Below are 24198 nucleotides of genomic sequence, written 5' to 3'. Positions count from 1 at the left end.
AGGTTCTTATGCGCCAATCCCCTAAGCTCGACGTCGTCCTTGTCCCGATCGAGAAGATCGTTCCATTCGCGAACAATCCGCGGGAACACCCGCCCGAGCAAGTGGCGGCGATCGTGAACAGTATCACGCACTTCGGCTTCACCAACCCGGTGCTGCTCAATAGCGAATACGAAGTCGTAGCTGGCCACGGTCGCGTCTTGGCTGCGCCGATTGCAGGCCTTGATGAAGTGCCCTGTATCATCCTTAATCACCTCACTGAGGCGGAGCAGCGCGCTTACCGGATTGCTGACAATGCTCTGCAGGCGCGCAGCAGGTGGACCCCTGATTTGCTCGCGACCGAGGTCGCCTTTGTCCTGGAGTCCGACCTCGACTTCAGTGTCGAAGATCTGGGCTTCGAAGTCCCTGAGCTCGACTTCATCCTGAGCAGCTCGGATAAGCGCACCACGCAGCCTGGCGAGCGCAAAGCCGAGGAGATTGAGGAGCCGGATCGCTCGATCGCGCCGGTCTCTCGCGTTGGTGACATCTGGTCCTTGGGCTCTCACCGCGTAGCGTGCGGTGATGGCTGCGACAGCGCCGTGTATCTTGCCCTTATGGCCGATGAGCTCGCCGAGGCTGTGATTTCCGACCCGCCGTGGAACCTGGCCAGCCGGATGTTCAGCGGCAAGGGCAAGTACAAGTTCGGCGACTTCGTGATGGCTGCAGGCGAGATGTCTCGCGAGGAGTTCCGCGCGTTCCTCCGCAAGATGTTTGAGTGCCAGGCCCGGTTCTGCCTGCCCGGTGCGCTCGTCATGAACTTCATCGACTGGAGGTCGGTCGCCGACATGATCTGGGCTGGCGAGCCGATCTTCGACCGGCTTGAGAACATTTGCGTGTGGGCGAAGACCGGCGGCGGCGGCATGGGCGGCATCTGGCGCAGCCGGCACGAACTGATCGTGGTATTCCGTGGCAAGGGCGGTAAAGCCCGCAACAATGTGCAGCTCGGCAAGCATGGCCGGAATCGCTCGAACATTTGGGAATATCCCTCGCCGTCGGTGTTCGGCAGCCAGCGCGAGAACCTCAAATTTCATCCCACAGGGAAAAATTTGGAAATGATCGCTGACGCGATCCTCGACTGCACCAAGCGCGGCTCGATCGTCCTCGACCCGTTCCTGGGCAGCGGCACCGCGATTCTGGCAGCTGCGAAGACCGGCCGCATCGGTCGAGGAATTGAGCTCGATCCCTCCTATGTCGACGTGGCCGTCAAGCGCATCAGCGAGGCACTCGGCCGACCGGCCATTCACCAGGATGGTCGCACCTTCGATGAGGTCCGCACCGACCGTGAAATCGGGGAAGAGTGATGACCAGTTCGGACAACAAAGGGAACGCTCCCGGCAAGAAACGCCCCTCCTCCTCCGATCAATATAAGGCGAACAACGACGGCGGCTTTGGCAACCCTCCGGTCAGTGGTCAGTTCAAGAAGGGAGGCAAAGGTGGACCCGGGAGGCCCAAAGGAAGCACGAGTCTGGCGTCTGCCATGAAGAAGGCGTTTCATGGCAAAGTGACCCTTCGGGATGGTACCAAGGTCCCTATGACGAATGCGATCGCACAACGTGTGCGCCAGGTGTCGCTCACGACGACATCGATTTCAGGTCTCAAGTTCGGTCTCGAGATGGCCGAAAAATTTGGACCTCCAGAGCCCCTCGCGCCGGAAGCATCGAACGACTTTTCGCAGTTCACTGAGGCTGAACTCAATCTGTGCTTGCTGCTCCTCAGCCTTGCGGCCGGCGAGCCCTTGCCGCGCGGAGAAGAGGGTGATGAAGCCTTCACGCGAAAAACCATCGGTACTTATAGCGTGTTCATTCGGGAGAGCGGTAGGTTTGGCATCGAAAAGGTGTCGGACGAGTATGAGTTCACTGGCGACGAGAGTCCGACCTATGCCGAACAGAATGACGGTCGCGAGCCAATGAAAGAGAAAGAGAAGCCTGAGTTGCGAAGGTCTCAGCAGCTCCTTGGCCGATCCGGTGCGGAATCTGCTATGGATGACAACGACGAAGACGAGGACATGGATGAGGACGAACATTAGAGCGGGTAATTTTGCGTAGTTAACCCGCCGCTTATTTAAACTCGTCTTGCCTCAAGAATAGGTTTTCCGGTTTCTGGCCTTTCGCCAGTTTTCGAAAGGGGCTCATGCGTGTTTCAGCGCCCATGCCAATCCCAAGGGCGCCGTGATCCCCCTGCCCGATTCAGACCGGTTCGAAGCCGACGTCGATGACGGGCCGGACGAGTGGGAGCTCAGCGATGAGGATCGGGCGTTCCGCGACCTGCTGGAGGCGGAGTTTCCGCAGGTTTAGCTGTTTTTTCCTCACTCTCGAACGTAGTCGAATTCCGCGCTTTCCTTAACGTCCTGTCCCGGCAGGAACCAAAGCGCGCGGATGATGCTGCCGGTCACCAGAGCAAGCACCGAGGTGTTGAGGAACAGCGCAGCCAACCCCACGAGCGGCAGCCACCAGGCGCTATAGGTTCCGACCATCATAGCAAGCGCGACGGCAAGGCCGCCCAAGAGGCCTGATGCGATCGCGACGCCGAGCCAGTTTTGTCCGTTGCTGCGCGCGATCTTCACTCGCTCTAATTTCATGCCCTCAGCTCCCATTGAACAACTTCGACTATGAGTGACATTACCTCTCTGATCGGCGTGCAAGTCAAGCCGAATGTCACTGATCGTCTGTAGATTGATAGGCGACATCGGTGTCGATATGCGGGAGTGGATATTCGTCAGCGCCTTGGCCGGAACTTACGCCGCCTTCGCACCGAAAGAGGCTGGAGCCAGGAAGAGTTTGCCGACCGCGCTGGCATCCACCGCACTTACGTCAGCGACATCGAGCGCGGCGCGCGGAATCCGACAATCACAGTCGTGGAGAAGCTAGCGACGCCCCTGGGCACTACTGTTTCCGCCCTCCTGAGCTGATCGCGTTTGGCTGACCGCCCTCGAGCGGTAATTGGCGCCCACAAAGGCTCGACATTCCGTTCCTGCTCTACAAACGCCCTTGGGGAGCATGGGCGATCGGCGACCTTCTCTCCGACAAACAGCTTCGCACCTTCTTGCCTGGGGCTTGCAGAACATAATTCTCGCGTCGCCGGGTTGCTCCTGGAGTCGCTCCGGCCAACTGCCCTTATACATCGGAACCAGGAAGAAGCTTCCGGACCGTCGGCCGGCCACCTCCACATCGTTTCTAACGCGCTATCGAGGAACCGCTGCTTCAACCGCAGCCTTGAGTTGATCGCCCGCGTCTGCCGAAACGCTCTGGACCGTGCGCTTCTGCTTGCGCGGGCGGCTCATCTCCCGTCTCAGCCAGGCTGACAGCCGCTCCGCGAACGGGTCCAGTTTGCTCGGCCGATCGGGCACCTTGAACCGCGGCTCGACCGTGTCCGAACGTAGATATTTACGGATCGTATTACGTGACAGCCCGGTACGCCGCGCAATCTCGCGGATCGAAAGATGATCGCGGAAATGCCAGCGCCGGATAACGCTCAATAACGCCATGTCCAACACTCCATGACCCCTCGCTCGTCAAAGCCAGGGGTGAGTTCAACATGGGTCACTTCTCAGTGGAAATTTATGCCCTTCCCGGGTCACTTCTCAGCGGCAATCAACACCGTCGGATCGCGGCGATGGCAACGGCGCCGGCGTGGCACTGGCGGTCGTTGGCTTTGGAATTCTTGGACTGCTGACCGGAGGCGACAGTGCTCGACTGAAGGCGGGCGACATGTTCACTGGTTATGTCGATGGACCATTCCTGAACACTGCTCCGGCCGATGCCACTTCCGGTCGCGACAGTCCCGATCGCAATATCGTGCCGGCTTCGCACGGCACACCATTACCTGCTGCAACCTCTGCCGCGAGCGGTGTGGGACAGTAGACGTCTGCCAAGGGTATGCCGAAAGACCGCGGTGGGAAGGGACGGTCAGGCCCCTTCCCTCCACGATAGAAAGCGACGCCGGCTCAGCGGCGGCGTCTCATCGCCCAAACCAACGACGAGACACTGCTGATGATAGCGGCGAGGGCAATGAGTGCCTGCCAATCCAACATAATCATGGGACACCTCCGAAGAGGGTGGACCATCTTTGTCCCGTGTAGGACAGCAAAAAACTCTGCTTAAACGAGGGCCTGCGCTACCCAGTGATCCATGCTCTGCCATGCATATTCGGAGAGCGTGACGTAGACGCGCCGGCCGTCTTTTGGATCTTGAACGCGAGTGAGCGCCCCGTCCTCAACCAGTTTGCGTATCCACCGTAACGCCGTCGTTGGTGGCACGGCTGCCGCGAAGCATGCGCTAGACACGCTGACGCGCCGGCCCTCCAGATCGCTTGCATAGAGGTCCAACAGGATGTCCCATGCTGGATCTGAAAATGTCCCAGCCGGGAAAGCCGCCTCGCGCGCTCGTCGTTGCCTCAGATATCGCCGTACGCGCACCTGAGGAGGAGCTTGCACGTTATGCTGAACGGATGGCGACGCCGGCGAGGTAATCAGCCTTGAAAACCGCCGAGCGGTATCTAGCGCGGTTGCCAGGTGTTTAAGCTGCCTATTCAGATCCTCCGCTTGCTGCGCAAGCTGTAGGATGCTGGCGACCTCATCTTCCGCTCTTAGCTTCTCCGATCCGATCATGAGGCAGTCCTCTTGCCACAAACCGTCGATCCATGTGGATGCCGACGGCCACGATCAGCAGCTTTGGCAACGACGTCATCGTCGCCAGAATGAAATAGGCCTGGACGGGCGCCGATCCTCGAACGAGGCTCGCCAGATGTGTCGTGATCGTGATGCTGTGTATTCCAAACACCCAGATCGGCCAGAAATGCTTCGAGCGCAGCGCCAACCAGGCGAGGCCCAGCCACAATCCAAAGTCGATCCCAAAGGTGAGCCAGTTGACGCTCGACCAATCGAAATTGATCCAAGTCGCCCAGAGCGTGAGCAGGCACGCCGCGATGTAGAAGAACGCAAACCATCGGCCGTCCCTGCCGCCGCACCAAGCTGCATAGGCGCAGGTGCCAAGAGCGACTGTCCAGAAGAGAAAAGCGACCGCCATTCCGTGACCCGAGAAGCAAAATGCATCCCTTGTCAAAGGAATGACGGTTGAGGTCGGATGTCAGGCGCGGATCTCTTCGAAAGCCTGCGTGAGCGAGGGCGGAACGCCCCCAGGGCATCCCTCCATCATTTCCCGGTGCGCGCTCTGGCGTCCGATTGCCGTCATGGTGGCGAGCGTCTTGCCGGTGTGGCTGCGAGCATCGAGTGTGCTGGTCATGGCTTCTAGCAATTCGGCATAGGCGCGCTGCGTGGCGTTGAGCGGAATATTCGAGGTTTGCGCAGCCTCGATCATCGTGTTCAGCATTTGAGCCTGGGAAGCGAGGAATGTGTCGGCCGCGCTGATCACATTCTCTATATCGCCCCTGATCGCCGGGATGGCGTTTTCACTGAAAGTGTACATGCGTTGTCCCCCCTGCACATCGCAGGGGATGCGCAGCCTTAGAGTTTGATGAGTGCGAAAGCCCAGAAGATCATGGTGATGATCAGCATGAGAGCGATCATCACCAGAAAGACTACGCCGGCTACCTTGGCAGAAGCGAGAATGCGGTTCTTGATGTCATAGTCGTTTTCGCTTCCCCCAAGTGGCGGAAGATGAAGTCGAACCAGTTGGTCGTTCACCGTCCGTCGAGCATGAGGCTCGCCGGATTTTGGCGAGGTTTCCAGCCCCTCCGATGTCGATATACATCGAATTAACATCGCAGCTTCGTACTCGACGAGGGCGGCCGCTGCTCTCTGGCGGTCTGGAAACCCAAGCGCTTTGCCAGCGCGCGAGATGTAAACGTCGATTGTGCGCGGCTCTAGGCCGAAGTCGCGGCTCATATCCTTGCTGGACCGACCTTTGGCGACTTCGCGCAGCAAGCGCTTCTGAACGTCGTTCAAATCGTCAAAGTTTCGGACCGGATTCGTCATTATGGAGCGAATTGATCCCGAGGCGGCCTTTCCTGTCAATCGTTAGGGCTATTAATTCGTCCGCTTCTGAGACTCATAGCGAACAAGGCGACCCATTTTGGTCCCAACATGATTGGTCTTCGAATCATTGCGGCGGTATCTGTGCGCTATGACATTTTTCAACATAAGCCCGCTTGCGCGCCGTCAAAATCAGATCTTGCGCCACCTCAATCTCGCCCTTGGCGGCTGCGAGACTATCGGGCTCTCTACTGCCGGTTGTCACATCAGCATGGCGATCGACACGCTGACCGCGCCGCAGTTCCAAGTCGGCCAGCAAGATTGGCAGGAATTGCGACCGGATGAGGTCAAAGCAACGGCCTCGCTGCTGGTCGAGGCGCGGAGCAAGCTTTCCAAAGCGACCAGTGATCTGCTTAAATATGCCGTGGATGACCCAAAGCTGCATGACCTCGCGATCGACCTTTTGACGGCCGCGGTCGATTGCGAACGGACTGCAATAGGATTTGGCGAAGCGCGGGGGCGTACGCGAGCCGTAGCGCACATGAGGTAGCTCGCTTCGTGGCCACGCGATCACACGGCCGGATACGACTCTCATTCTTCGTCTTCGTCAACGTGCTCTGGATTGAACCCTTGATTGATTTGGGCAAGAAGCCCGCCGCTTCTCGCCTTGCGGCCTCAGTGCAGAATCGACCTTCGCGCGGTCTGCAGGACTCATCTGGTCCAGTTTTGCTCCTGGGCGTCGCTCAGCATGGATGATCGGCTATTTTGCTCGACCGGGGGATCAGCGGAGTCCAGGCAACGATTGAGCGCTGTCACGAGCAAGTCCGTCTGCCTCGTTGCCATGTATTTCCACTCAAGATCTTTCACGCGTCAGACGATGAACGGCTGCGCCACCAATACTCTCCGCAAGAGCCAAAAAGTCCATCCGGATCGGTTTCAGTTTGGAGCCAATTCCGCACATCCGGAGGCTAATGTCGATATAGTGAATGAATGCACTCGGACGAATTATCATGAGGCTCATCTCGACATAGATAATTGCGGGGGAATAATGGCGAAAGTGACGAGATTCTCAAAGAATCTAGCTAATGTGTTCGCCGTCCTCGGCATGACAGCTTGTACCGTTCCAAGAGATATGCATATTACGTATGGTATTGATCCCAAGCTCGTAGATGACGACGTTCGCTTCAGGACTACATATTATTTTCGAACCTTCGATTATTGCTGGGACGCGGATGTATCACTGACGCAATTCCCCCCAAGCGAAACTGATAAACAGCTGGCCGCGGAAGCGGGCGTTCCATATCGCCGAATCATCCCCAAGACCGACTCGCTCTACCGATATCGGATGACTGGCCAGGCAAGCGCCCTGTTCAGCCGGATTCGCTTCGAATCCGGTGTCCTCAAAGCTTCGACGATCGATCCTTTCGGCACGCAGGTCACCTACTCGCGCGACGCCGACGGCTTTTTTGTCCGCAGCAACAGCGAGGTGAAAGCCGACGCTGAGGCAGCTCTTAAGGCGAAGTCAAACCTGCAGCAGGCTCAAGCCGATCGCGATGCGAAACTTGAGAAAGTTCGGTCATTGACCGACTTCTATCTCAAGCTCCCCCAAGATATTCCCGAGGCAATTCGTGCCGCCGCGCAGACAACGATCGAGAAGGCGTTGGAGGATTATCGATTGGCTGCGGCGCCGACGTCGGCCGTACCAAATTTTGAGGCGATACAGAAGGAACTAGCAGATCTCAGGACACAGATCAGCGCTCTCAGTGACGAGAAAGTAAAAGCCAAAGTTACCGAAATCATCGACGGAAAAATCACCCAACTTCAAGCGGTAGCTCAGAAGCTCGCATTCAATCAATTGGGTTTGTGCCGCGTCGATGAGAAGATTCGCAAGGGTTTCCAGATCATGGGACCTGAGGGCTTGAAGACGTTCGACCAGGATGATCGCCTCGTCATGGCGATGTCGAGCTCAGCAAAGCCCTTGGTAGAGACGTTGCAAGAATATTCCGGCCGCATTCTCGACAATCGAGCTGATCCAACCGCACAGCTTCTTGCCATTGCTAACGAAAATCTACTCACTGAAACGGCCCGGAGAAAGCTGGCCGATGCAAGCAGGGCCGAACCAGACATTGGCGTGCTCGACGATGCAATCGCGGCTTTTTCCAAACCCGAAGAGGGGACAGCGAAATGAGATCAGCTGGGATCGTCATGGCTCTTGTTGCGCTCGGATTGGCGGGCTGCAATCGCGCGGGGATCAGTGGAGCAGGTTCGATGCGGGTTGAAGTCGAGGTGTACAAGGGCCCGCTGACCCAGAGTCCTGAGTCTCAGATCGGTGAGTTGTCGGCCCTCCTGGCTGAGACGGTGAAGGCGATGTCTGGTTGGCAGCAGCAAGCCAAGACCCTTGCTCTTGTGCCCGAGCTACGCTGCGACCAGGCCAAGCTCGCCAAATCGGACTGCACAATCCTGTATCAGACCATTGGCGGCGCCGAAGACGTAGCATCAGCAATCTGCCAGTTAACCTCCGTACAAGACGGGAATTCCGGCTACCTGCTGGAACAGCATATTTATCTGAGCGGTGGAACAACGACAAAGATAGATGCATGCAAAAGTTGGAGGACTGGCGCGCATGTGGCGCGCATGGCCGATCCTAGGATTGGAAGCGAGATCACAACCCAGGTTATAATTGGCGAATCCGGGGACTATGCCCGGCGCGTCTCAACCGTTGCCGCGATGATGCGGGTACAGGCGTTTCGCGCCGCCGACAGCAATGTGGGGCTGGTGCCAAAGGATCACAGAGTCCGCAATCTGGTTGCGGGTTATGCGTTCATGCTCTCGGAGCTATCCAACCTGATCGCAACGCGCACCTCCATTCTCCAGAAGGTCATCGAAAAGTGCGCCCCGACGGACAAGAGTGACTACCCAGAAGTCGGCGTCGGAGCTTCCGCGAAGCTCGTTGTCGACCCCAAAGCGCTAACCGAGCGCCGTGCTACAGATGATTGCCGTTACGGCAACGAGAAGTTTCCGACGAGCGATTTCCTGCGCGACGTCGCTCCCACACGTTTCCTCGATGCCTACGATTGGTTCAACGCCAGCATGTCGTCACAGGGCACTGGCGCCTACAAACAGGAGGATCGTGTCCGCGCGATTAAGGCTCTGACGAATGACTATCATTGGGAGAAGGTCAATGAGGTCTATGCAAGTGGCCAAGGTGAGGTTTCCATGGCCTTCGTCAAAGACGAGCTAGGCAATTGGAATCTCAAATCCTACACCAACGATCCATCCGAATTGCTGGCCGCCTACCGTTCGGGCGCCAACGCATTGATCGCAACGGCGGTCAATGTGGCCCGCAAGGCGTCGGGCGATCCGACACAGGTCGCCTGGGGTGCAGGACTTCTCGATCTGGCGGAGAGGTTCTCGACCGGCAAGGCGCCCTCTGCATCCAATGTTGGGGGTCTTAACATTGCCGCGCTGCACGTTCGGACGTCGTCGAGGCTGAAAGCGCTCAAAACGCGCTTCGCCGAACGAAAGTCTGCACTCACAGACGACCAGAAATCAGCTCAGGCGGCAGCCGATGCAGCCGAAAAAGCAGCCATCGAAGCTGGCACAGCACTGCGAGCCGCCGAACAACAGCTGACGGCGGATGAGGCAGAACTGAACAACTGCGGCTCAGACTGCGTCGCAGCTGCCCAGAAAGCTGCGGCGACGCGCTCAAATGTAAGTGGTAAGATTTTGACAGCTACAACCGCGGCACAGGCTTTACGGACCAAGCAGGATGAACTGGCGGTCATCAAAGCACAGCTCAAACAGCTTGGTGGCGTGGCGGCGGAAGAAGGTCAGAGGGTTTTGAATGAGCATCAGCAGGACCTCCTCACCCTCCAGTTGGCAGCAACCCAATCGACCGAAAATTCGCAACTCGCCAAATGACCTTCCATCAACTCAGCTCAATCGGCTGAAGAGTTAAGTCCGCTTTGCTATCTAAATAGATTCTAGCGTTGAAGATTTGCGACGTTGTGAGATGATTTGTTCGACTTTGGGGGAGTCGAACATGACAAATTTCTGGTCATTTTGCAGGCGATTCTGCAAATACACACAGCATGCGCTGAACACAGCCATCCTTTGGTTCGGGACCAAACTCATCGCCTTCCGAGACTGGTTTTCACCCCTCTCGGATCTTCGAATCATATGTTTGCTGCTGCTCCTTTGCGCTCTCACCATTATAGGGTTGGAGCCGGGACTCGATGTCGTTCGCGGCATGCTCGATGATGCAAACTTGAGCCCAATCAGTCTCCATGACTTCAGCGTCGTGGGCGCTGCTCGGCAATGGATAGCATTTCTCGCCGCCTGCGTCTGGACCGGGCTCAACGCGTGGTTCTGGTCTAACGTACTCTATAAGACACAGCGGGGTACCCAGCAGCCACTTTGGTTCACCTGGTTTCGGCGCATATTGGGTGTCAGCCCGCTGCTTTGCGCGATGGTCGCGATGCTCGTCGTTACGCGATGGAGCCTTGCGGACAATTGGATCGCGATGAGTTGTTTTTCGGCGGCTACAGTCATCATGCTTCTCTTTTTTGCCTCCAAGCATAGGATCACAAAGCGCATTGGCGGAAAGTTAGGCGCCTCCTTTCATGGCAGACCTCGACCTCTCCGACCAAACGCGGCAAATGGTATCCACCACGGTCTGCTTCTTGGAAGCTTTGATCGTTGGTTTGTCGGACTGACCTTAGCGGTCTCGGTGCTTGGCCTGGTTACCTTCAGCATTCCCGTCCTGCGAACAGAAGCCGCTTGGTGCCTTGGCTCGGCCGCGATCGCATTTGGTGCTGTTGGGTGCATCATTCCAATAACCAGTTTGCTGATCTGGGCTACGCGGGATGCGCGCATTCCAGTCGTCGCAGTCGGCACGATTTGCTTCTGCCTGTTTACGACCATCAACGACAATCATCGGGTTCGAACTCTACCCCTTGCGCATCAGCCTGCGCCAACGCTGGACGAAGCGCTCAAACGCTGGCAGTCGCGCCATCCTGATCAAAATGATCCAATCGTTCTGATTGCGACAGCCGGCGGCGCATCGAGAGCCGCCTATTGGACGGGAGCGGTGCTTCGAAGCCTTGACGAGAAGCTGGACGGTGGCTTCTCGCAGTCGGTTTTTGCGATCAGCTCCGTTTCGGGAGGCACACTAGGGGCAATTGGCTATACCGCTTGGCTAGCGGACAATCCGCCAGAGACACAGCCCGCTGCTATGCGCGTGCAACGTCTCAAGTTCATGCAACAATTTCTTGGTGCCGACTATTTGGCGCCTGCGATTGGCGGGATGCTTTTCCCGGACTTGGTTCAGCGCTTCTGGCCGGTACCGATGTTTGACGATCGCGCTGAATCACTTGAGGAGAGTTGGGAAATCGCGTGGCACAAGGCCGCTCAGAACTGCGGCCCGCGTTGCGTCAGCAACGACAATCGTTTTTCGGGAGACTTCGAAGCCATCTGGTCTCGCTCTCTTGCCAGTAAGGACACAGGCGCACGTTGGATTCCGATCGTCCTCGCAAACGGGACTCTCGCGAACAACGGCAAACGGATCATTACCTCGCCAATCCGTGTCACGCCCGATATCTTCGAAGATACCTATGACTTCTTCGACTTCAGTTACGGTGATGGATGTGGAGGCAGACCTTGCCGCATTCGGGCGTCAACGGCCGTAACCAATAGTGCCCGCTTTCCAATCGTTAGCCCGGCCGGACGCCTAGGCACTGGCTTGTTTGGTTCATATGGCCACATCATCGATGGCGGCTATTTCGAAAATGGTGGGCTGGAAACGTTGGTCGATGTGCTTCGCTTCGTGCGCAAGCATGACCCCAAACGCCCCATTATTGTGATTGAGATCAGCAATAATGATCGAGCGCCATTGCCGGACTCGTTGCGCGCAATAGGCCAGATGCAGCCCAATGTGGATCCCCGTAAACCCGGCTGGTTTTCGCCCTTCCTTGCAGGGCCCCGCGCCATTGTTGGCGGGCTGTATAATACGTCAGAAGCACGCGGCATCTCCGGCGCGAAACGCCTCTCGACCCGGATCGGCCAGGACGGCCTTCCCGGCGATCCACCCTTGCGCTATTTTCGCTTCAAACTCGTTCCGATTGCGGCGGACCGTTACTCAACGATGAGTTGGTCGCTGTCGCTAAGCACCCGTGACGCCATTGATTTGCTATTTGAACGCGCAATCGCTGATCCTAAGTTGCACAAAGCTCGACTGCGTGACATCCTCGGGAAAAGGAACCACGGGGATTATCCAGGCACGCTTCAAAAAGCCCTGCAAGGCTGCGCCAATCTGTTCAATGAATTCCAGCTACTGAAGATTGTCCACTTCCTGAAACCCTCGGAACCGGACCCCAAGTGGAAAGGTCGGAAACAATGCCGGCTCGAGGAACAACGGCGCGCTGCTGCCGATGAAGATTCGCCTTTGCGCTGAAGTTGCGGTAGACTCATACGCACGGCTACGCCCTCGGAACAGTGCTCGACGAAGGTCGGAAGTCGAATGGTTTCTGGTGAAATAGAGTCGAAACAACGGGAAGGTGGCGTACCATATGTGACCGCCTTATGCCGTTGGCCACATATCCTTCCGCCGACAGAGCCGACGTTCACGGAGCAAAGCAGGGCCGTCGAAAGCCGTCCTTCATTCATCTCCGCTTGGGCCAGCATGAATGACGTGGTTTGGGACGAAGCTGCCGTTTCCCCGTCGCCTTCTGATAGTCAGGTCGTGACGAAACCTACCGTTTAATCGAGTGGTGAGAGTATCATAGGGACCGATAGCGAAGCGCTTCAAGCACGATCTTGAACGCGGGAGAAGGCTGCCTGCGACTGGTGTAATAAAGATAATATCCGTCGAAAGGCTCGCACCATTCGTCGAGCACCCGAACAAGAGATCCGTCAGAAAAGTGATTGAGAACATGATCCTCGATCATGAACGCAATGCCATGTCCGGCAAGCGCTGCTGTTATGATGAGCTGCGCGTCGTTGAACACCAACTGACCCTCGGCCTTGACCCTCAGCTCTTTGCCGCCGCGCTCAAACTCCCAGGCATATAGACCGCCGGACGAAGACATGCGCAGACTAATGCAATTGTGGTTCGCCAGATCATAAGGCGTCAGGGGCGTTCCCTGGCGAGCCAGGTAGGATGGAGAAGCGAACGCCGCCATTCGGAGTTTGGGGCTGATTGGCACCGCAATCATGTCCTGTTCCAACGCTTCACCAAGGCGAACCCCCGCATCATATCGATCGGCAACGATATCCACGAAGCCACCCTCAATACTGACTTCGATGTTCAAGTCGGGATTTTCGGCCGTCAGGCGGTCGATGATAGGCCACAGCACAGCACGCGCGGCATGAGCGCTGGAAGTAATTCGAACAGTCCCTCCGGGACGCTGGCGAAGCTCCGTCAGCGTCGCCAGCTTGTCATCGATCGTATCGAATGCAGGTCGCAGCGTCTCAATCAGACGTTCACCGGCCTCCGTGGGTGCGACGCTTCTTGTTGTGCGGGTAAGCAGCCGCAGCCCCAATTTGGCTTCCAGGCGTCGGACCGTATGGCTTAGCGCTGATTGCGAAATCCCGAGCTTTGCTGCGGCCTTGGTAAAGCTACGTTCTTCCGCGACGGCCAGGAACATCGCGAGATTGCCCAATTCTTCACGTTTCATATCAAGCCTAAGTGATCAAGTTTCATGACTTCATGTCATAGACCCAAGCGATTTGCCCTGTCTAATTATCAGAACGGCATCGAGCTACCTTTCGATCATTGTGGCCCCGCTTGTGACCATGGGCCAAACGAGGATTTTGATAATGCAGAAGCGCATACTCGGCCGCAGCGGCCTTGAAGTATCGGCTCTTGGGCTTGGATGCATGGGTCTGAGCTATGGCTACGGTCCAGCTACCGATCGCACGGAGGCGGTTTCACTACTCCGCGCAGCGTACGATCGCGGCGTTACTTTCTTTGACACAGCCGAAGCCTATGGGCCGGGGGACAACGAAGAGGTCGTCGGCGAAGCACTGGCGCCGGTTCGCGATCAGGTGGTGATCGCCACCAAATTCGGGTTCGAGAACGGCCGCCCGAGCGATGGCTTGAACAGTCGCCCCGAGCGTATCCGGCAGGTTGCAGACGAGGCGCTGTCCCGTCTGCGCACCGATCGGATCGACCTTTTCTATCAGCACCGCGTCGACCCGAACGTGCCGATCGAGGACGTGGCAGGCACGGTCCGCGACCTGATCGCGGAAGGCAAGGTCAAGCATTTCGGTCTGTCGGAAGCCGGACCAGACGCTATTCGTCGCGCTCACGCGGTGCAGCCCGTGGCCGCACTTCAGAGCGAGTATTCGATGTTCTGGCGTGAGCCGGAAGCGATGATCCTGCCGCTCCTGGAGGAGCTAGGTATCGGCTTCGTGCCGTTCGCGCCGCTCGGCAAGGGCTTCCTGACCGGCAAGCTGAAGGCGGACACCAAGTTCGCGGCCGATGACTTCCGCAGTACCGTGCCACGCTTCCAGGCGGATGCGATGTCCGCGAACCAGGCGCTTGTCGATCTGGTCACGACGATCGCTGGCGAGAAGGGGGCCACGCCCTCGCAGGTCGCGCTTGCATGGCTGCTCGCACAGCGTCCGTGGATCGTGCCGATCCCGGGTACGACCAAGCTCCACCGGCTAGAGGAAAACCTAGGCGGTGCCGATCTGGCGCTGACCGAGCAGGACCTGGCGCGCATCGCCGACGCCCTGTCGGGGATAGAAGTTCATGGCGAGCGCTATGCGGCTTCGCACCAGCAGTTCGTGAATCGCTGAACCGGACGAGGAACCACGCCCATGACCACCACCGTTCCGACCGTCACCCTCAACAACGGCATTGCCATGCCGATCCTCGGTTTCGGCGTGTTCCAAGTGCCCGATCCCGCAGAATGCGAGCGTAGCGTCCGCGACGCGATCGACGTCGGCTATCGCCTGCTCGATACCGCCGCGTCCTACGGCAATGAAGAGGCGGTCGGCGCCGCCATCAAGAACCACGGCATCGATCGGAGCGAGTTGTTCGTCACCACCAAGCTCTGGGTGCAGGATGCCAGCTACGAGGGTGCCAAGGCCGCTTTCGAGCGTTCGATCAACAAGCTCGGCCTCGACTATCTCGACCTGTACCTGATCCACCAGCCTTATGGTGACGTGTACGGCGCATGGCGCGCGATGGAGGAGCTGCACAAGGCCGGACGCATCCGTGCGATCGGCATCAGCAACTTCTACCCCGATCGCCTTGTCGACTTCGTGCTGCACAACGAGGTGAAGCCGGCGATCAATCAGATCGAGATCCATCCTTTTCATCAGCAGACCGATGCGGTGAAGATCCTTGAGGAATACGGCGTCCAACCCGAGGCGTGGGGACCGTTCGCGGAGGGCAAGAATGGCCTGTTCACGAACGAGGTGTTGCAGCCGATCGCCGACAAGCACGGCAAAAGCATCGCCCAGGTCGTGCTTCGCTGGCTGACCGACCGGGGCATCGTTGCGATCCCCAAATCGGTGCGCAAGGAGCGCATGGCGCAGAATTTCGACATCTTCGATTTCGACCTCGACGCCGGCGACCTCGATGCCATCGCCAAGCTCGATCAGAACGCCAGCAGCTTCTTCGACCACCGTGATCCGGCGATGGTGAAGTGGCTCGGCCAACGGAAGCTCTGATTGTCATTCCAGGCTGATGATCCGGCATCAGCCTGCCTTCTTTCAAACTCGTGCGGGAGCAGTTGTGATGGACACTCGATCGAACCAGGGAATGAAGCGGCTTGGCTGGCTAAGTGCGGCTGTCTTGTCGGCGCTGCCGATGCAACCCTTGCTCGCGCAGCAAACGCCGCCACCCCCGACGGAGACGATCAAGACGGCCGCCACGCATACCCCAACCGAGCAGCAGGTCATCGACCTGTCGAAGACCAAATGGGATTGGATGGCGGACAAGAAGGTCGACTCTCTCACGACGCTCTTCGACGACCGGGCCATGTTCACCCACATGGGCGGAACTTGGGGCAAGGCGGCGGAACTCGCCACCATCCAGAGCGGTGGTATTTGGTACAAGAAGGCGTCGATCTACGCGGTTGACGTGCGGGTGTTCGGCAACACCGCGATCGTGCTGGAAGACCTCGATCTGGAGGCCGTGGTCGGCGGTCGAACCGTCACCAATCCCTTCATGGTCACGGAAGTTTACAACAAGCAGGCTGGCAAGTGGCGTCTGGCCCAGCTCACCTTCTCGCGCCTCGTTCGGCCGGTGAAGACGAGCACTGGCGGGGATTGATCCCAACCGGGATCAGAACGGGAGACGAGACGATGAAGGTCGCTTCTGCAACCGCTGCCGCGCTGGTGATGGCCGTGCCGGTCGAGGCGCAAGAGCGTCCGTCGGTTGCGCCCAAGAATATGCAGGCAATCGCGCCGGTATTGACTGGCTATACGGACCGGGTGCTGTTCGGCGATGTGTGGGTGCGCCCCGAACTGGCCCCGCGTGATCGCAGCATCGTCACTCTCTCGGTGCTGATTGCGACCGGCAAAACCGCGCAGATGACAAGCCATCTTGGTCGTGGCCTCGATAACGGCATCAAGCCGTCCGAGGTGGCCGGCATGGTGACGCAGCTCGCCTTCTACACCGGATGGCCGAACGCTGTGTCAGCCTTGAATGAGGTAGAGAAGGTATTTGCTGCGCGCCAGGTTGATCTGAAGCCGCTTGCAGCGGTGCCTCCGGCCACTTCGCCGCTCCCCGGTTCCGATCCCGCGCGCGCCGCGACCGTCAACAGGACGCTCGCCCCGATCGCACCCAAGCTCGCGCAGCTTACCAACGACGTCGTGTTCGCCGACTTGTGGCGACGCACCGACCTGTCGCCCCGCGACCGCAGCCTCGTCACCATCGCCGCGCTTTCCGCAGGCGGTGATGCCGACCAGCTCGCCTTCCATGTTCAACGTGGTCTCGAAAACGGGCTGACGCAGCCGCAGATCGTCGAGGCGCTGACCCACCTCGCTTTCTACGCAGGGTGGCCGAAAGCGAACGCGGCCATCGGCATCGCGGGTAAGGTATTCGCCAAACAGGAGGTTGCCACCATGTCAGAGGTTCAGGTTATCCGTCCCGGGCAGGAGCCGAAGGCTGGCCCCGCCGACTATTTCACCGGCAGCGTGTCGGTCGCATCGCCCTTCAAAGGCACCGGCGATGCGCGCCTTGGCGGTGCGACGGTTACGTTCCAACCGGGCGCGCATACGAACTGGCACACGCATCCGCTGGGACAGTTGCTGATCGTCACCGCTGGACGCGGATGGGTCCAGGTCGACGGCGAGGCCGCGAAGCCGATCGCGACCGGCGATACGGTGTTTATCTCGCCGGGCGTCAAGCACTGGCATGGCGCGGCGCGTGATAGCGTGATGACGCATGTAGCGGTGTCCGAAGCGCAGGACGGTACGTCCGTGACGTGGCTCGAACCAGTCGCCGACGATTTATACAACAAGCTGTAACGGGAGAGACGGCGATGATGTCGGAAATCGAAATGTCGAGGCGCGGCGTCCTCGCCGGCAGCGCCGCAGCGGCTGCGCTGGTGGCGGCCCCGCAAGTGGAAGCACAGCCCGCAAAAGCGCCTGCGCCTGCGCCTGCGCCTGCGCCTGCGACCATGCCGGTATCACTGGCCGTCAATGGCAAGCGTCGTGATCTCAATCTCGACACACGCACGACGCTGCTCGATGCGCTGCGCGAGCATCTGAAACTTACCGGCACGAAGAAGGGCTGCGATCACGGGCAATGCGGAGCCTGTACCGTCATCGTCAACGGCGAGCGGATCAATTCCTGCCTGAGCCTCGCCGTCCAGCATCAGGGCGACGAGGTGAAGACGATCGAGGGGCTGGGGACACCCGACAAGCTCCATCCCATGCAGGCTGCGTTCGTCCGTCATGATGGCTACCAGTGCGGCTATTGCACGCCGGGCCAGATTTGTTCGGCCGTCGCGGTGCTGGACGAGATCAAGCGCGGCGTGCCGAGCCACGTCCAGGCCGATCTTTCTGCGCGACCGCAGCCGACCAACATCGAAATGCGCGAGCGGATGAGCGGCAATATCTGCCGTTGCGGTGCCTATTCCAACATCGCCGAGGCGATGGCGGAAGTCGCGGGAGGAGAGGCATGAAGCCCTTCACCTATGAGCGCGCGAAGACGCCGGCGGAAGCCGCTGCCGCTGTTGCCCGTCAGCCCGGAGCAAAGTTCCTTGCCGGGGGCACCAACCTGCTCGACCTGATGAAGCTGGAAATCGAGACGCCCCGGCATCTGGTCGACGTTCAGGACCTGAAGCTCGACCGGATCGAGCCAACGACGGATGGCGGCTTGCGGATCGGCGCGCTGGTCACGAACACCGCACTCGCTGCCGACACCCGCGTCCGTCGCGATTACGGCGTGTTGACCCGCGCGATCGTGGCAGGAGCCTCCGGCCAGCTTCGCAACAAGGCAACCACGGCGGGCAACCTGCTTCAGCGGACCCGGTGTCCCTATTTCTATGACCCCAACATGCCGTGCAACAAGCGCAAGCCGGGATCGGGCTGCGCTGCGATTGGTGGCTATTCGCGTCAGCTCGCGGTGATCGGTTCCAGCGACCAGTGCATTGCAACCTATCCCGGCGATATGGCGGTCGCGATGCGCGTGCTGGATGCGACCGTGGAGACGGTCAAGGCGGATGGCACGACCCGCGCTATCCCGATCGCCGATTTCCACCGTCTGCCCGGCGACAAGCCCCACCTCGACAACAATTTGGAGGCCGGTGAACTGATTACGGCGGTGACGGTGCCCCGGCCGCTTGGCGGCACGCACCATTATGAGAAGGTTCGCGACCGGGCATCTTATGCCTTCGCACTCGTCTCGGTAGCGGCCGTCATCCAGAAGGACGGGAGCGGACGTGCGGCGTTCGGCGGGGTCGCGCACAAGCCGTGGCGGGTCGAAGCGGCGGATGCCTTGATGACCCAGGGGGCCGCTGCCGTGACGGCCCGGGCGTTCGCGAACGCCCGACCGACAGAGGATAATGCGTTCAAGATACCGCTCGCGACGCGGGCGCTTGCAGCCACCATCGCGGAGGGCAAGTCAGCATGAAGTTCGATACGCCAGCAGGCACCAACCCGATCGACCGGGAAACGGTCGTCGGCCAGCCGCACCCGCGCATTGAGGGACCGCTGAAGACGACCGGGCGCGCGGTCTATTCCTATGAGAACCATGAGGCCGCGCCGAATGCCGCCTATGGCTATGTCGTCGGTTCGGGCATCGCCAAGGGCCGCATATCGTCGATGGACGTGCGCGAGGCCAAGGCCGCGCCGGGTGTCCTTGCGATCGTGACGGCCGATAATGCGGGGCCGATCAAGAAGCAGGGGTTCTACGTCGCCAAGCCGCTCGCGGGGCCGGAAATCGAGCATTACCATCAGGCTATCGCTCTCGTCGTCGCGGAGACGTTCGAGCAGGCGCGTCATGCCGCCTCGCTGATCCGGGTCGATTACGCGCGTGCGCAAGGCGCGTTCGACCTCGCCGCTGCGCGGGCAGGCGCAAAGCCGCATCAGCGCCAACCGGACGTCCGCATCGGTGACTTCGACAAGGCGTTCGCGTCGGCACCCATGAAGGTCGATGCGACCTACACTACGCCTGACCACAGCCATATGATGCTGGAACCGCACGCCACGATCGCGCGCTGGGACGGCGATCACCTTACAATCTGGTCCGCTCAACAGATCGTTGGTTGGGCGCGACGCGACCTCGGCAACAAGCTCAGTATCCCGCAGGACAAGATCCGTATCGTCGCGACCTACATTGGCGGCGGGTTCGGCGGAAAGGGCAGCGTCTGTTCGGACGCGATCCTTGCCGCGCTCGGCGCTCGCGCTGTCGGCCGTGCGGTGAAGGTGACGTTGCCGCGCCCGCTGATGCCGAACAACACGACGCATCGCCCGGCCACCATCCAGCGCGTCCGTCTGGCGGCGGGTCGCGACGGTAAGCTGGTCGCGGTCGGCCACGAAACGCTGTCGGGTAATCTGCCGGGAGGGGGGCCGGAGATTGCGGCTGCACAGACGCAGTTGCTCTATGCCGGTGCCAACCGTCTCAACCTGACCCGGCTCGCGACCCTCGACTTGCCCGAAGGCAATGCGATGCGCGCACCGGGCGAGGCGTCCGGCCTGATGGCGCTCGAAGTCGCTATGGACGAGCTGGCCGAGAAGCTGGGGATGGACCCGGTGGAGTTGCGTATCCTCAACGATACCCAGGTCGTACCGGGTGCGGGCCCCGGACGTGGGACTTCGACCGATCCGCAATCGGCAAGCGGCAATCAGGGCAAGGAGGAGCAAGGACCGCGTCCCTTCTCCATACGGCAATTCATCCCGTGCCTGCGCACGGGTGCCGAACGCTTTGGTTGGGAGGAGCGTAACCCCAAGCCCGGCAGTCGTCGTGAAGGCCGCTGGCTGATCGGGATGGGGATGGCGTCCGCGATCCGCGGTGCGCCGATCATTCCGGCCGGTGGGCGTGTCACGCTCGACGGCAAGGGGATCGTCACCGTCGAAAGCAACATGACCGACATGGGTACAGGCAGCTACACCATCATCGGCCAGACGGTCGCAGAGATGATGGGCCTGCCGCTCGATCGCGTCGTGGTGAAGCTCGCGGACTCGAATTATCCCGAAGCGTTCGGGGGTGGCGGACAGGGCGGTGCCGCATCTGCCACGGCCGGTGCCTACGCCGCGTGCGTCAAACTGCGCGAAGCCGTGGCGATGAAGCTCGGCTTCAACTCCGCCGACGCCGAGTTCATTGACGGCGATGTCCGTGCCGGTAATCGGCGGGCACCGCTCGCCCAGGCGGCGAAAGATGGTGCGATCACTGCCGAAGACAAGATGGAATATGGCGATCTGTCGAAGAGGTTCGAGCAGCAGACTTTCGGTGCCCATTTCTGCGAAGTCGCGGTTGATGCCTATACCGGCGAAATCCGCATCCGCCGAATGCTCGCCGTCTGCGCGGCGGGACGCATTCTCAACCCCATCACCGCCCGCAGCCAGGTAATTGGCGGCATGGTCGGCGGTGCGGGCGCGGCGCTGATGGAAGAGCTCGCCGTCGACAAACGCTTCGGCTTTTTTGTCAACCACGACCTCGCCGGATACGAAGTACCGGTCCATGCCGATATCCCGCATCAGGAGGTGATTTTCCTTGAGGAGACCGATCCCACCATATCGCCGGTGAAGGCGAAGGGCGTCGGCGAGCTTGGTATCTCCGGCGTCGCGCCCGCCATTGCAAACGCGGTTTATAACGCGACCGGGGTGCGGGTCCGGGAATATCCGATCACGCTAGACAAGCATCTGACACAGCTGCCGGAGATTGTGTGATGCAGGGTGTGGGGTGGCTCTCCCGCCGTACCGTCCTGGCGAATTCGGCGATGCTGTCACTGGTTGGCACGGCATGTGCGGAGGAGCGCGAGCAGCCCAGCGCCGGTGTCGGCAAGACGCTGATCGCGTATCTTACCCGCTCGGGCAACACCCGCGTGATTGCAGGAACCTTGCAGCGCACGCTAGGGGCTGATCTCTTCGAAATCCGTCCCGCGCGACCGTATCCGGATGATTATGAGCAGCATGTCGCGCAGGCTACGAGCGAGCGTGACAGCGGGTATGAACCTCCACTGGCCGCCAAAGTCGACAACATTGCCGCATATGGCACCGTCTTTCTCGGCTTCCCAATCTGGGGCGAAACGGCACCTCCGCCAATCCGCTCGTTCCTTAAGGCTCATGACCTAAGTGGGAAGACACTTCGCCCGTTCATTACCCACGGCGGATATGGTGTTGGCGGTAGTCTCGCGGTGTTGGCTACCCACGCGACCGGGGCAACAATCGAAGAAGCCTTCGTCATGGAGGCAGACCAGGAAAGGCGCACGCTCAATCAGGTCCGCGATTGGCTCGGCCAGATCAACAGCTAACGGTGTTGGATCGTTTTCCGGCAAACTGGCTTTGGAGCGATTCCTTGAAGCAGCTTCACAATCTCTGAGCGGCCGTTTTCGTCAGATCCGGTCGTTCTCGTTAGCATGGCCAGATGTCCTAATGTGGTCGGCAGCAGCCGCATCTCGGGAGGCGGGCACTGCGACCGGAGCCGCCCTCATTGCAGACATTCGTTTCTGTGTGTGCGGTACCTGATAGCTGCCATCCATTCATCGTCGCCAATCACAAGTAACGAGACTGGAAGTTAGGGCGCTCGGTATCGCAGAGCATCGACGATAAGGGCAAATGCCGGTGAGGCATGCCGGCGGCTCGGATAATAGAGATGGTAGCCCGCAAAGGGCTCGCACCAGTCCTCCAGCACGCGGATCAGGCGGCCATCGGAAATGTGCCGGAGCACCAAGTCCTCTGGCATATAGGCCATGCCGAGGCCATCGCAGGCGGATGCCAATCGCAGCGGAGCATTATTGAACACGAGCTGCCCTTCGACACGCACCCGGGTCTCTTTTCCATCCTGGTCGAACTCCCAGACCGAAAGCCCGCCATAGGTGGGCATACGAATGTTGATGCAGTTGTGACTGGTCAAGTCGTGGGGCGTTTGCGGGACGGAATGGCGCTCTAAATAGCTCGGGGCGGCGACGACCGCCATGCGCATCGGCGGGCCAATGGGGACAGCGATCATATCCTTGGCAAGTTGCTCGCCGAGGCGGACGCCTGCGTCATAGCCTTCGGCAACGATGTCGGTCAGGCCATAGTCGACGATGATTTCGACGCTGATGTCGGGATGATCGGGCAGGATGCGCTTGAGGGCGGGCTGGAGCACCGTCAGGGCTGCATGCTCGCCGGCCGTAATACGGATGGTGCCTGCCGGCTTGTCGCGCAGTTCACTCAACGCCGCCAGCTCCAACTCTATTTCATCGAAACGCGGCGCGAGGGTCACGAGAAGCCGCTGACCGGCCTCGGTCGCAGAGACGCTGCGCGTGTTGCGCGTGAGGAGTCTTATGTTGAGACGCGCCTCAAGAGCCTTGATCGTCTGGCTCAGCGCCGACTGGGAGACGCCGAGCTTCGCGGCCGCCTTCGTGAAGCTGCGTTCCTGCGCCACGGCAACGAAGGCAGCCAGATTATTGAAGTTCTCGCTCATCATTCATTAGCCGATCTTATGGAGCCATCCCGATTATAGCGTCTAATCGTAAAGCCGCGCGAGGACTATGTTGCTTCCAGACGGCATCGAATCTCCTTGCTCGGGTCGCGCGCTGCTCGGGCGCCTTTCGGCAAGCAGACGGCCTATAGGAGCATAAAATGGACAAGCGGCGGCTCGGAAAGAGCAATCTCGAAGTCTCGGCCATTGGCCTTGGCTGTATGGGCCTTAGCTACGGCTATGGTCCGGCAACCGATCGCCAGGACGCGATTTCGCTCATTCGCAGTGCGCAGGAACGCGGCGTCACCTTCTTCGACACAGCCGAAGCTTATGGGCCGGGGGTGAACGAAGAGGTTGTGGGCGAGGCGCTCGCATCGGTCCGCGATCAGGTCGTCATTGCCACCAAGTTCGGCTTCAAGAACGGTGTTCCCGCAGATGGTCTCGACAGCCGCCCCGAGCGCATCCGCCAGGTCGCTGACGAAGCTCTGAAGCGCTTGCGCACAGACCGTATCGACCTCTTTTATCAGCATCGGGTCGATCCGAACGTTCCGATCGAGGAAGTGGCGGGTGCGGTCAAGGATCTGATCGCGGCGGGCAAGGTGCTGCACTTCGGTCTCTCCGAAGCGGGACCGGATGCGATCCGCCGCGCGCACGCCGTGCAACCGGTCACCGCGCTGCAAAGCGAATATTCCATGTGGTGGCGCGAGCCGGAGACCGAGGTCCTGCCACTGCTGGACGAACTGGGCATCGGCTTCGTGCCCTTCGCCCCACTTGGCAAGGGCTTCCTGACCGGCAAGGTCGACCAGAACACGACCTTTGCTGATAGCGACTTCCGCAGCGCAGTCCCGCGCTTTTCCCCTGAGGCGATCAAGGCAAATCAGGCGCTCGTCGTGCTGGTGACCGAGATCGCAGCTGCGAAGGGTGCGACACCCGCACAGATTGCCCTGGCCTGGCTCCTCGCTCAGCAGCCCTGGATCGTGCCGATCCCCGGCACCACCAAGCTGCATCGCCTCGAAGAAAATCTGGGCGGGGCAGACATCCAGTTAAGCGCGGCCGACCTCGACCGCATCGAGCGGATGTTGGCGAGCATTCAGGTAACGGGCGACCGCTATCCGACATCGCATCAGCAGTTCGTCAATCGCTAGAC

The 24198-nt window shown here is 59.7% G+C and carries 25 protein-coding genes and 1 pseudogene; 18 read left to right on the top strand and 8 right to left on the bottom strand.

Features of this window, described 5'->3' with window-relative positions; genetic code table 11:
* Positions 1-8: 8 nt before the first annotated feature.
* The 3 genes from KM135_RS18925 to KM135_RS20095 all read left to right on the top strand — a co-directional run bounded on the left by KM135_RS18925 (position 9) and on the right by KM135_RS20095 (position 2330).
* On the top strand, positions 9-1337 hold the full coding sequence (locus KM135_RS18925) for a site-specific DNA-methyltransferase (protein WP_221715636.1): 1329 nt from the start codon (positions 9-11) through the stop codon (positions 1335-1337).
* A complete protein-coding gene (locus tag KM135_RS18920; protein WP_221715635.1) occupies positions 1337-2062 on the top strand; it encodes a hypothetical protein in 726 nt (241 codons plus the stop codon). Before KM135_RS18925 ends, KM135_RS18920 begins: the two co-directional genes overlap by 1 nt.
* A gap of 142 nt (positions 2063-2204) precedes the next feature.
* Positions 2205-2330 carry a hypothetical protein gene (locus KM135_RS20095; protein WP_281422213.1) on the top strand — a complete coding sequence of 42 codons (126 nt, stop codon included), beginning with the start codon at positions 2205-2207 and terminating at the stop codon, positions 2328-2330.
* An 11-nt stretch (positions 2331-2341) separates the two neighbouring features.
* Here KM135_RS20095 and KM135_RS18915 read toward each other — a convergent pair whose 3' ends face one another.
* Positions 2342-2614, bottom strand: a complete 273-nt coding sequence (locus tag KM135_RS18915) for a hypothetical protein (protein WP_221715634.1) — start codon at positions 2612-2614, stop codon at positions 2342-2344.
* Positions 2615-2740: 126 nt separating this feature from the next.
* Here KM135_RS18915 and KM135_RS20190 point away from each other — a divergent pair, with 126 nt between their 5' ends.
* Positions 2741-2944 (top strand): helix-turn-helix domain-containing protein, encoded by a 204-nt coding sequence (locus KM135_RS20190; RefSeq protein WP_221715633.1) that lies wholly within the window; start codon positions 2741-2743, stop codon positions 2942-2944.
* Positions 2945-3265: 321 nt separating this feature from the next.
* On the opposite strand, the pseudogene KM135_RS18905 reads toward KM135_RS20190, so the two are convergent.
* Positions 3266-3520 (bottom strand): annotated as a pseudogene (locus KM135_RS18905) (winged helix-turn-helix transcriptional regulator); the annotation flags it as partial.
* Between the two features lie 145 nt (positions 3521-3665).
* On the opposite strand from KM135_RS18905, the gene KM135_RS18900 reads away from it, so the two are divergent.
* Positions 3666-3896, top strand: a complete 231-nt coding sequence (locus KM135_RS18900; RefSeq protein WP_221715632.1) for a hypothetical protein — start codon at positions 3666-3668, stop codon at positions 3894-3896.
* A gap of 236 nt (positions 3897-4132) precedes the next feature.
* On the opposite strand, the gene KM135_RS18895 is transcribed toward KM135_RS18900, so the two are convergent.
* From KM135_RS18895 to KM135_RS18880, 4 genes are all read right to left on the bottom strand, one after another.
* Entirely contained in the window at positions 4133-4642 is a 510-nt protein-coding gene (locus tag KM135_RS18895; protein WP_221715631.1) for a winged helix DNA-binding protein, read from the bottom strand.
* Positions 4608-5060, bottom strand: a complete 453-nt coding sequence (locus KM135_RS18890; protein ID WP_221715630.1) for a hypothetical protein — start codon at positions 5058-5060, stop codon at positions 4608-4610. Before KM135_RS18890 ends, KM135_RS18895 begins: the two co-directional genes overlap by 35 nt.
* 60 nt (positions 5061-5120) lie before the next feature.
* Positions 5121-5405: a hypothetical protein gene (locus KM135_RS18885; RefSeq protein ID WP_221715629.1), complete on the bottom strand. Its 285-nt coding sequence runs from the start codon at positions 5403-5405 to the stop codon at positions 5121-5123.
* A gap of 92 nt (positions 5406-5497) precedes the next feature.
* Positions 5498-5968 (bottom strand): helix-turn-helix domain-containing protein, encoded by a 471-nt coding sequence (locus KM135_RS18880; RefSeq protein WP_221715628.1) that lies wholly within the window; start codon positions 5966-5968, stop codon positions 5498-5500.
* Positions 5969-6116: 148 nt separating this feature from the next.
* Between KM135_RS18880 and KM135_RS18875 the strand changes: the two genes are divergently transcribed.
* The 4 genes from KM135_RS18875 to KM135_RS18860 all read left to right on the top strand — a co-directional run bounded on the left by KM135_RS18875 (position 6117) and on the right by KM135_RS18860 (position 12416).
* Entirely contained in the window at positions 6117-6515 is a 399-nt protein-coding gene (locus tag KM135_RS18875) for a hypothetical protein (RefSeq protein WP_221715627.1), read from the top strand.
* A gap of 498 nt (positions 6516-7013) precedes the next feature.
* Complete coding sequence (locus KM135_RS18870; protein ID WP_221715626.1) at positions 7014-8153, top strand: hypothetical protein; 1140 nt, start codon at positions 7014-7016, stop codon at positions 8151-8153.
* 17 nt (positions 8154-8170) lie between these two features.
* Positions 8171-9886 (top strand): hypothetical protein, encoded by a 1716-nt coding sequence (locus KM135_RS18865; protein WP_221715625.1) that lies wholly within the window; start codon positions 8171-8173, stop codon positions 9884-9886.
* 121 nt (positions 9887-10007) lie between these two features.
* On the top strand, positions 10008-12416 hold the full coding sequence (locus tag KM135_RS18860) for a hypothetical protein (protein WP_221715624.1): 2409 nt from the start codon (positions 10008-10010) through the stop codon (positions 12414-12416).
* A 325-nt stretch (positions 12417-12741) separates the two neighbouring features.
* Here KM135_RS18860 and KM135_RS18855 read toward each other — a convergent pair whose 3' ends face one another.
* Positions 12742-13638 carry a LysR family transcriptional regulator gene (locus tag KM135_RS18855; protein WP_221715623.1) on the bottom strand — a complete coding sequence of 299 codons (897 nt, stop codon included), beginning with the start codon at positions 13636-13638 and terminating at the stop codon, positions 12742-12744.
* Between the two features lie 142 nt (positions 13639-13780).
* Here KM135_RS18855 and KM135_RS18850 point away from each other — a divergent pair, with 142 nt between their 5' ends.
* Genes KM135_RS18850 through KM135_RS18810 form a run of 8 tightly spaced genes read left to right on the top strand, consistent with a single transcriptional unit; the run spans position 13781 to position 21897 of the window.
* Positions 13781-14764, top strand: coding sequence for an aldo/keto reductase (locus tag KM135_RS18850; RefSeq protein ID WP_221715622.1), 984 nt, complete (start codon positions 13781-13783; stop codon positions 14762-14764).
* A 21-nt stretch (positions 14765-14785) separates the two neighbouring features.
* On the top strand, positions 14786-15643 hold the full coding sequence (locus tag KM135_RS18845) for an aldo/keto reductase (protein WP_221715621.1): 858 nt from the start codon (positions 14786-14788) through the stop codon (positions 15641-15643).
* A gap of 16 nt (positions 15644-15659) precedes the next feature.
* Positions 15660-16247, top strand: a complete 588-nt coding sequence (locus KM135_RS18840; protein ID WP_221715620.1) for a nuclear transport factor 2 family protein — start codon at positions 15660-15662, stop codon at positions 16245-16247.
* 32 nt (positions 16248-16279) lie between these two features.
* Positions 16280-17446, top strand: coding sequence for a (R)-mandelonitrile lyase (locus KM135_RS19910; RefSeq protein WP_246606357.1), 1167 nt, complete (start codon positions 16280-16282; stop codon positions 17444-17446).
* A 14-nt stretch (positions 17447-17460) separates the two neighbouring features.
* Positions 17461-18105 carry an aldehyde dehydrogenase iron-sulfur subunit PaoA gene (paoA, locus tag KM135_RS18825; RefSeq protein WP_425517093.1) on the top strand — a complete coding sequence of 215 codons (645 nt, stop codon included), beginning with the start codon at positions 17461-17463 and terminating at the stop codon, positions 18103-18105.
* Positions 18102-19055 (top strand): FAD binding domain-containing protein, encoded by a 954-nt coding sequence (locus tag KM135_RS18820; protein WP_221715619.1) that lies wholly within the window; start codon positions 18102-18104, stop codon positions 19053-19055. The genes paoA and KM135_RS18820 overlap by 4 nt, the downstream gene beginning before the upstream one ends.
* Entirely contained in the window at positions 19052-21313 is a 2262-nt protein-coding gene (gene paoC, locus KM135_RS18815; RefSeq protein WP_221715618.1) for an aldehyde oxidoreductase molybdenum-binding subunit PaoC, read from the top strand. Before KM135_RS18820 ends, paoC begins: the two co-directional genes overlap by 4 nt.
* Positions 21314-21363: 50 nt before the next feature.
* Complete coding sequence (locus KM135_RS18810) at positions 21364-21897, top strand: flavodoxin (RefSeq protein ID WP_221715617.1); 534 nt, start codon at positions 21364-21366, stop codon at positions 21895-21897.
* Between the two features lie 263 nt (positions 21898-22160).
* Here KM135_RS18810 and KM135_RS18805 read toward each other — a convergent pair whose 3' ends face one another.
* On the bottom strand, positions 22161-23057 hold the full coding sequence (locus tag KM135_RS18805; protein WP_221715616.1) for a LysR family transcriptional regulator: 897 nt from the start codon (positions 23055-23057) through the stop codon (positions 22161-22163).
* 155 nt (positions 23058-23212) lie between these two features.
* Here KM135_RS18805 and KM135_RS18800 point away from each other — a divergent pair, with 155 nt between their 5' ends.
* Positions 23213-24196 (top strand): aldo/keto reductase, encoded by a 984-nt coding sequence (locus KM135_RS18800; protein WP_221715615.1) that lies wholly within the window; start codon positions 23213-23215, stop codon positions 24194-24196.
* Positions 24197-24198 lie beyond the last annotated feature (2 nt).

Origin of the sequence: Sphingobium xanthum (assembly GCF_019737615.1) — a bacterium.
Classification (GTDB): Bacteria; Pseudomonadota; Alphaproteobacteria; order Sphingomonadales; family Sphingomonadaceae; genus Sphingobium; species Sphingobium xanthum.
The sequence above is the reverse complement of the archived record's forward strand: the minus strand, read 5'-3'. Positions and strand labels throughout refer to the sequence as shown.

Excerpts from the sequence above, each read along its gene's own strand:
- KM135_RS18860 (WP_221715624.1), top strand. The coding sequence starts at position 10,008 with ATGACAAATTTCTGGTCATTTTGCAGGCGATTCTGCAAATACACACAG.
- KM135_RS18890 (WP_221715630.1), bottom strand. The coding sequence starts at position 5,060 with ATGGCGGTCGCTTTTCTCTTCTGGACAGTCGCTCTTGGCACCTGCGCC.
- KM135_RS18870 (WP_221715626.1), top strand. The coding sequence starts at position 7,014 with ATGGCGAAAGTGACGAGATTCTCAAAGAATCTAGCTAATGTGTTCGCC.
- KM135_RS18915 (WP_221715634.1), bottom strand. The coding sequence starts at position 2,614 with ATGAAATTAGAGCGAGTGAAGATCGCGCGCAGCAACGGACAAAACTGG.
- KM135_RS18895 (WP_221715631.1), bottom strand. The coding sequence starts at position 4,642 with ATGATCGGATCGGAGAAGCTAAGAGCGGAAGATGAGGTCGCCAGCATC.
- KM135_RS18800 (WP_221715615.1), top strand. The coding sequence starts at position 23,213 with ATGGACAAGCGGCGGCTCGGAAAGAGCAATCTCGAAGTCTCGGCCATT.
- KM135_RS18865 (WP_221715625.1), top strand. The coding sequence starts at position 8,171 with ATGGCTCTTGTTGCGCTCGGATTGGCGGGCTGCAATCGCGCGGGGATC.
- KM135_RS18880 (WP_221715628.1), bottom strand. The coding sequence starts at position 5,968 with ATGACGAATCCGGTCCGAAACTTTGACGATTTGAACGACGTTCAGAAG.
- KM135_RS18875 (WP_221715627.1), top strand. The coding sequence starts at position 6,117 with ATGACATTTTTCAACATAAGCCCGCTTGCGCGCCGTCAAAATCAGATC.
- KM135_RS18810 (WP_221715617.1), top strand. The coding sequence starts at position 21,364 with ATGCTGTCACTGGTTGGCACGGCATGTGCGGAGGAGCGCGAGCAGCCC.
- KM135_RS19910 (WP_246606357.1), top strand. The coding sequence starts at position 16,280 with ATGAAGGTCGCTTCTGCAACCGCTGCCGCGCTGGTGATGGCCGTGCCG.
- paoC (WP_221715618.1), top strand. The coding sequence starts at position 19,052 with ATGAAGTTCGATACGCCAGCAGGCACCAACCCGATCGACCGGGAAACG.
- paoA (WP_425517093.1), top strand. The coding sequence starts at position 17,461 with ATGATGTCGGAAATCGAAATGTCGAGGCGCGGCGTCCTCGCCGGCAGC.
- KM135_RS18805 (WP_221715616.1), bottom strand. The coding sequence starts at position 23,057 with ATGATGAGCGAGAACTTCAATAATCTGGCTGCCTTCGTTGCCGTGGCG.
- KM135_RS18850 (WP_221715622.1), top strand. The coding sequence starts at position 13,781 with ATGCAGAAGCGCATACTCGGCCGCAGCGGCCTTGAAGTATCGGCTCTT.
- KM135_RS18840 (WP_221715620.1), top strand. The coding sequence starts at position 15,660 with ATGATCCGGCATCAGCCTGCCTTCTTTCAAACTCGTGCGGGAGCAGTT.
- KM135_RS18925 (WP_221715636.1), top strand. The coding sequence starts at position 9 with ATGCGCCAATCCCCTAAGCTCGACGTCGTCCTTGTCCCGATCGAGAAG.
- KM135_RS18820 (WP_221715619.1), top strand. The coding sequence starts at position 18,102 with ATGAAGCCCTTCACCTATGAGCGCGCGAAGACGCCGGCGGAAGCCGCT.
- KM135_RS18855 (WP_221715623.1), bottom strand. The coding sequence starts at position 13,638 with ATGAAACGTGAAGAATTGGGCAATCTCGCGATGTTCCTGGCCGTCGCG.
- KM135_RS18845 (WP_221715621.1), top strand. The coding sequence starts at position 14,786 with ATGACCACCACCGTTCCGACCGTCACCCTCAACAACGGCATTGCCATG.
- KM135_RS18920 (WP_221715635.1), top strand. The coding sequence starts at position 1,337 with ATGACCAGTTCGGACAACAAAGGGAACGCTCCCGGCAAGAAACGCCCC.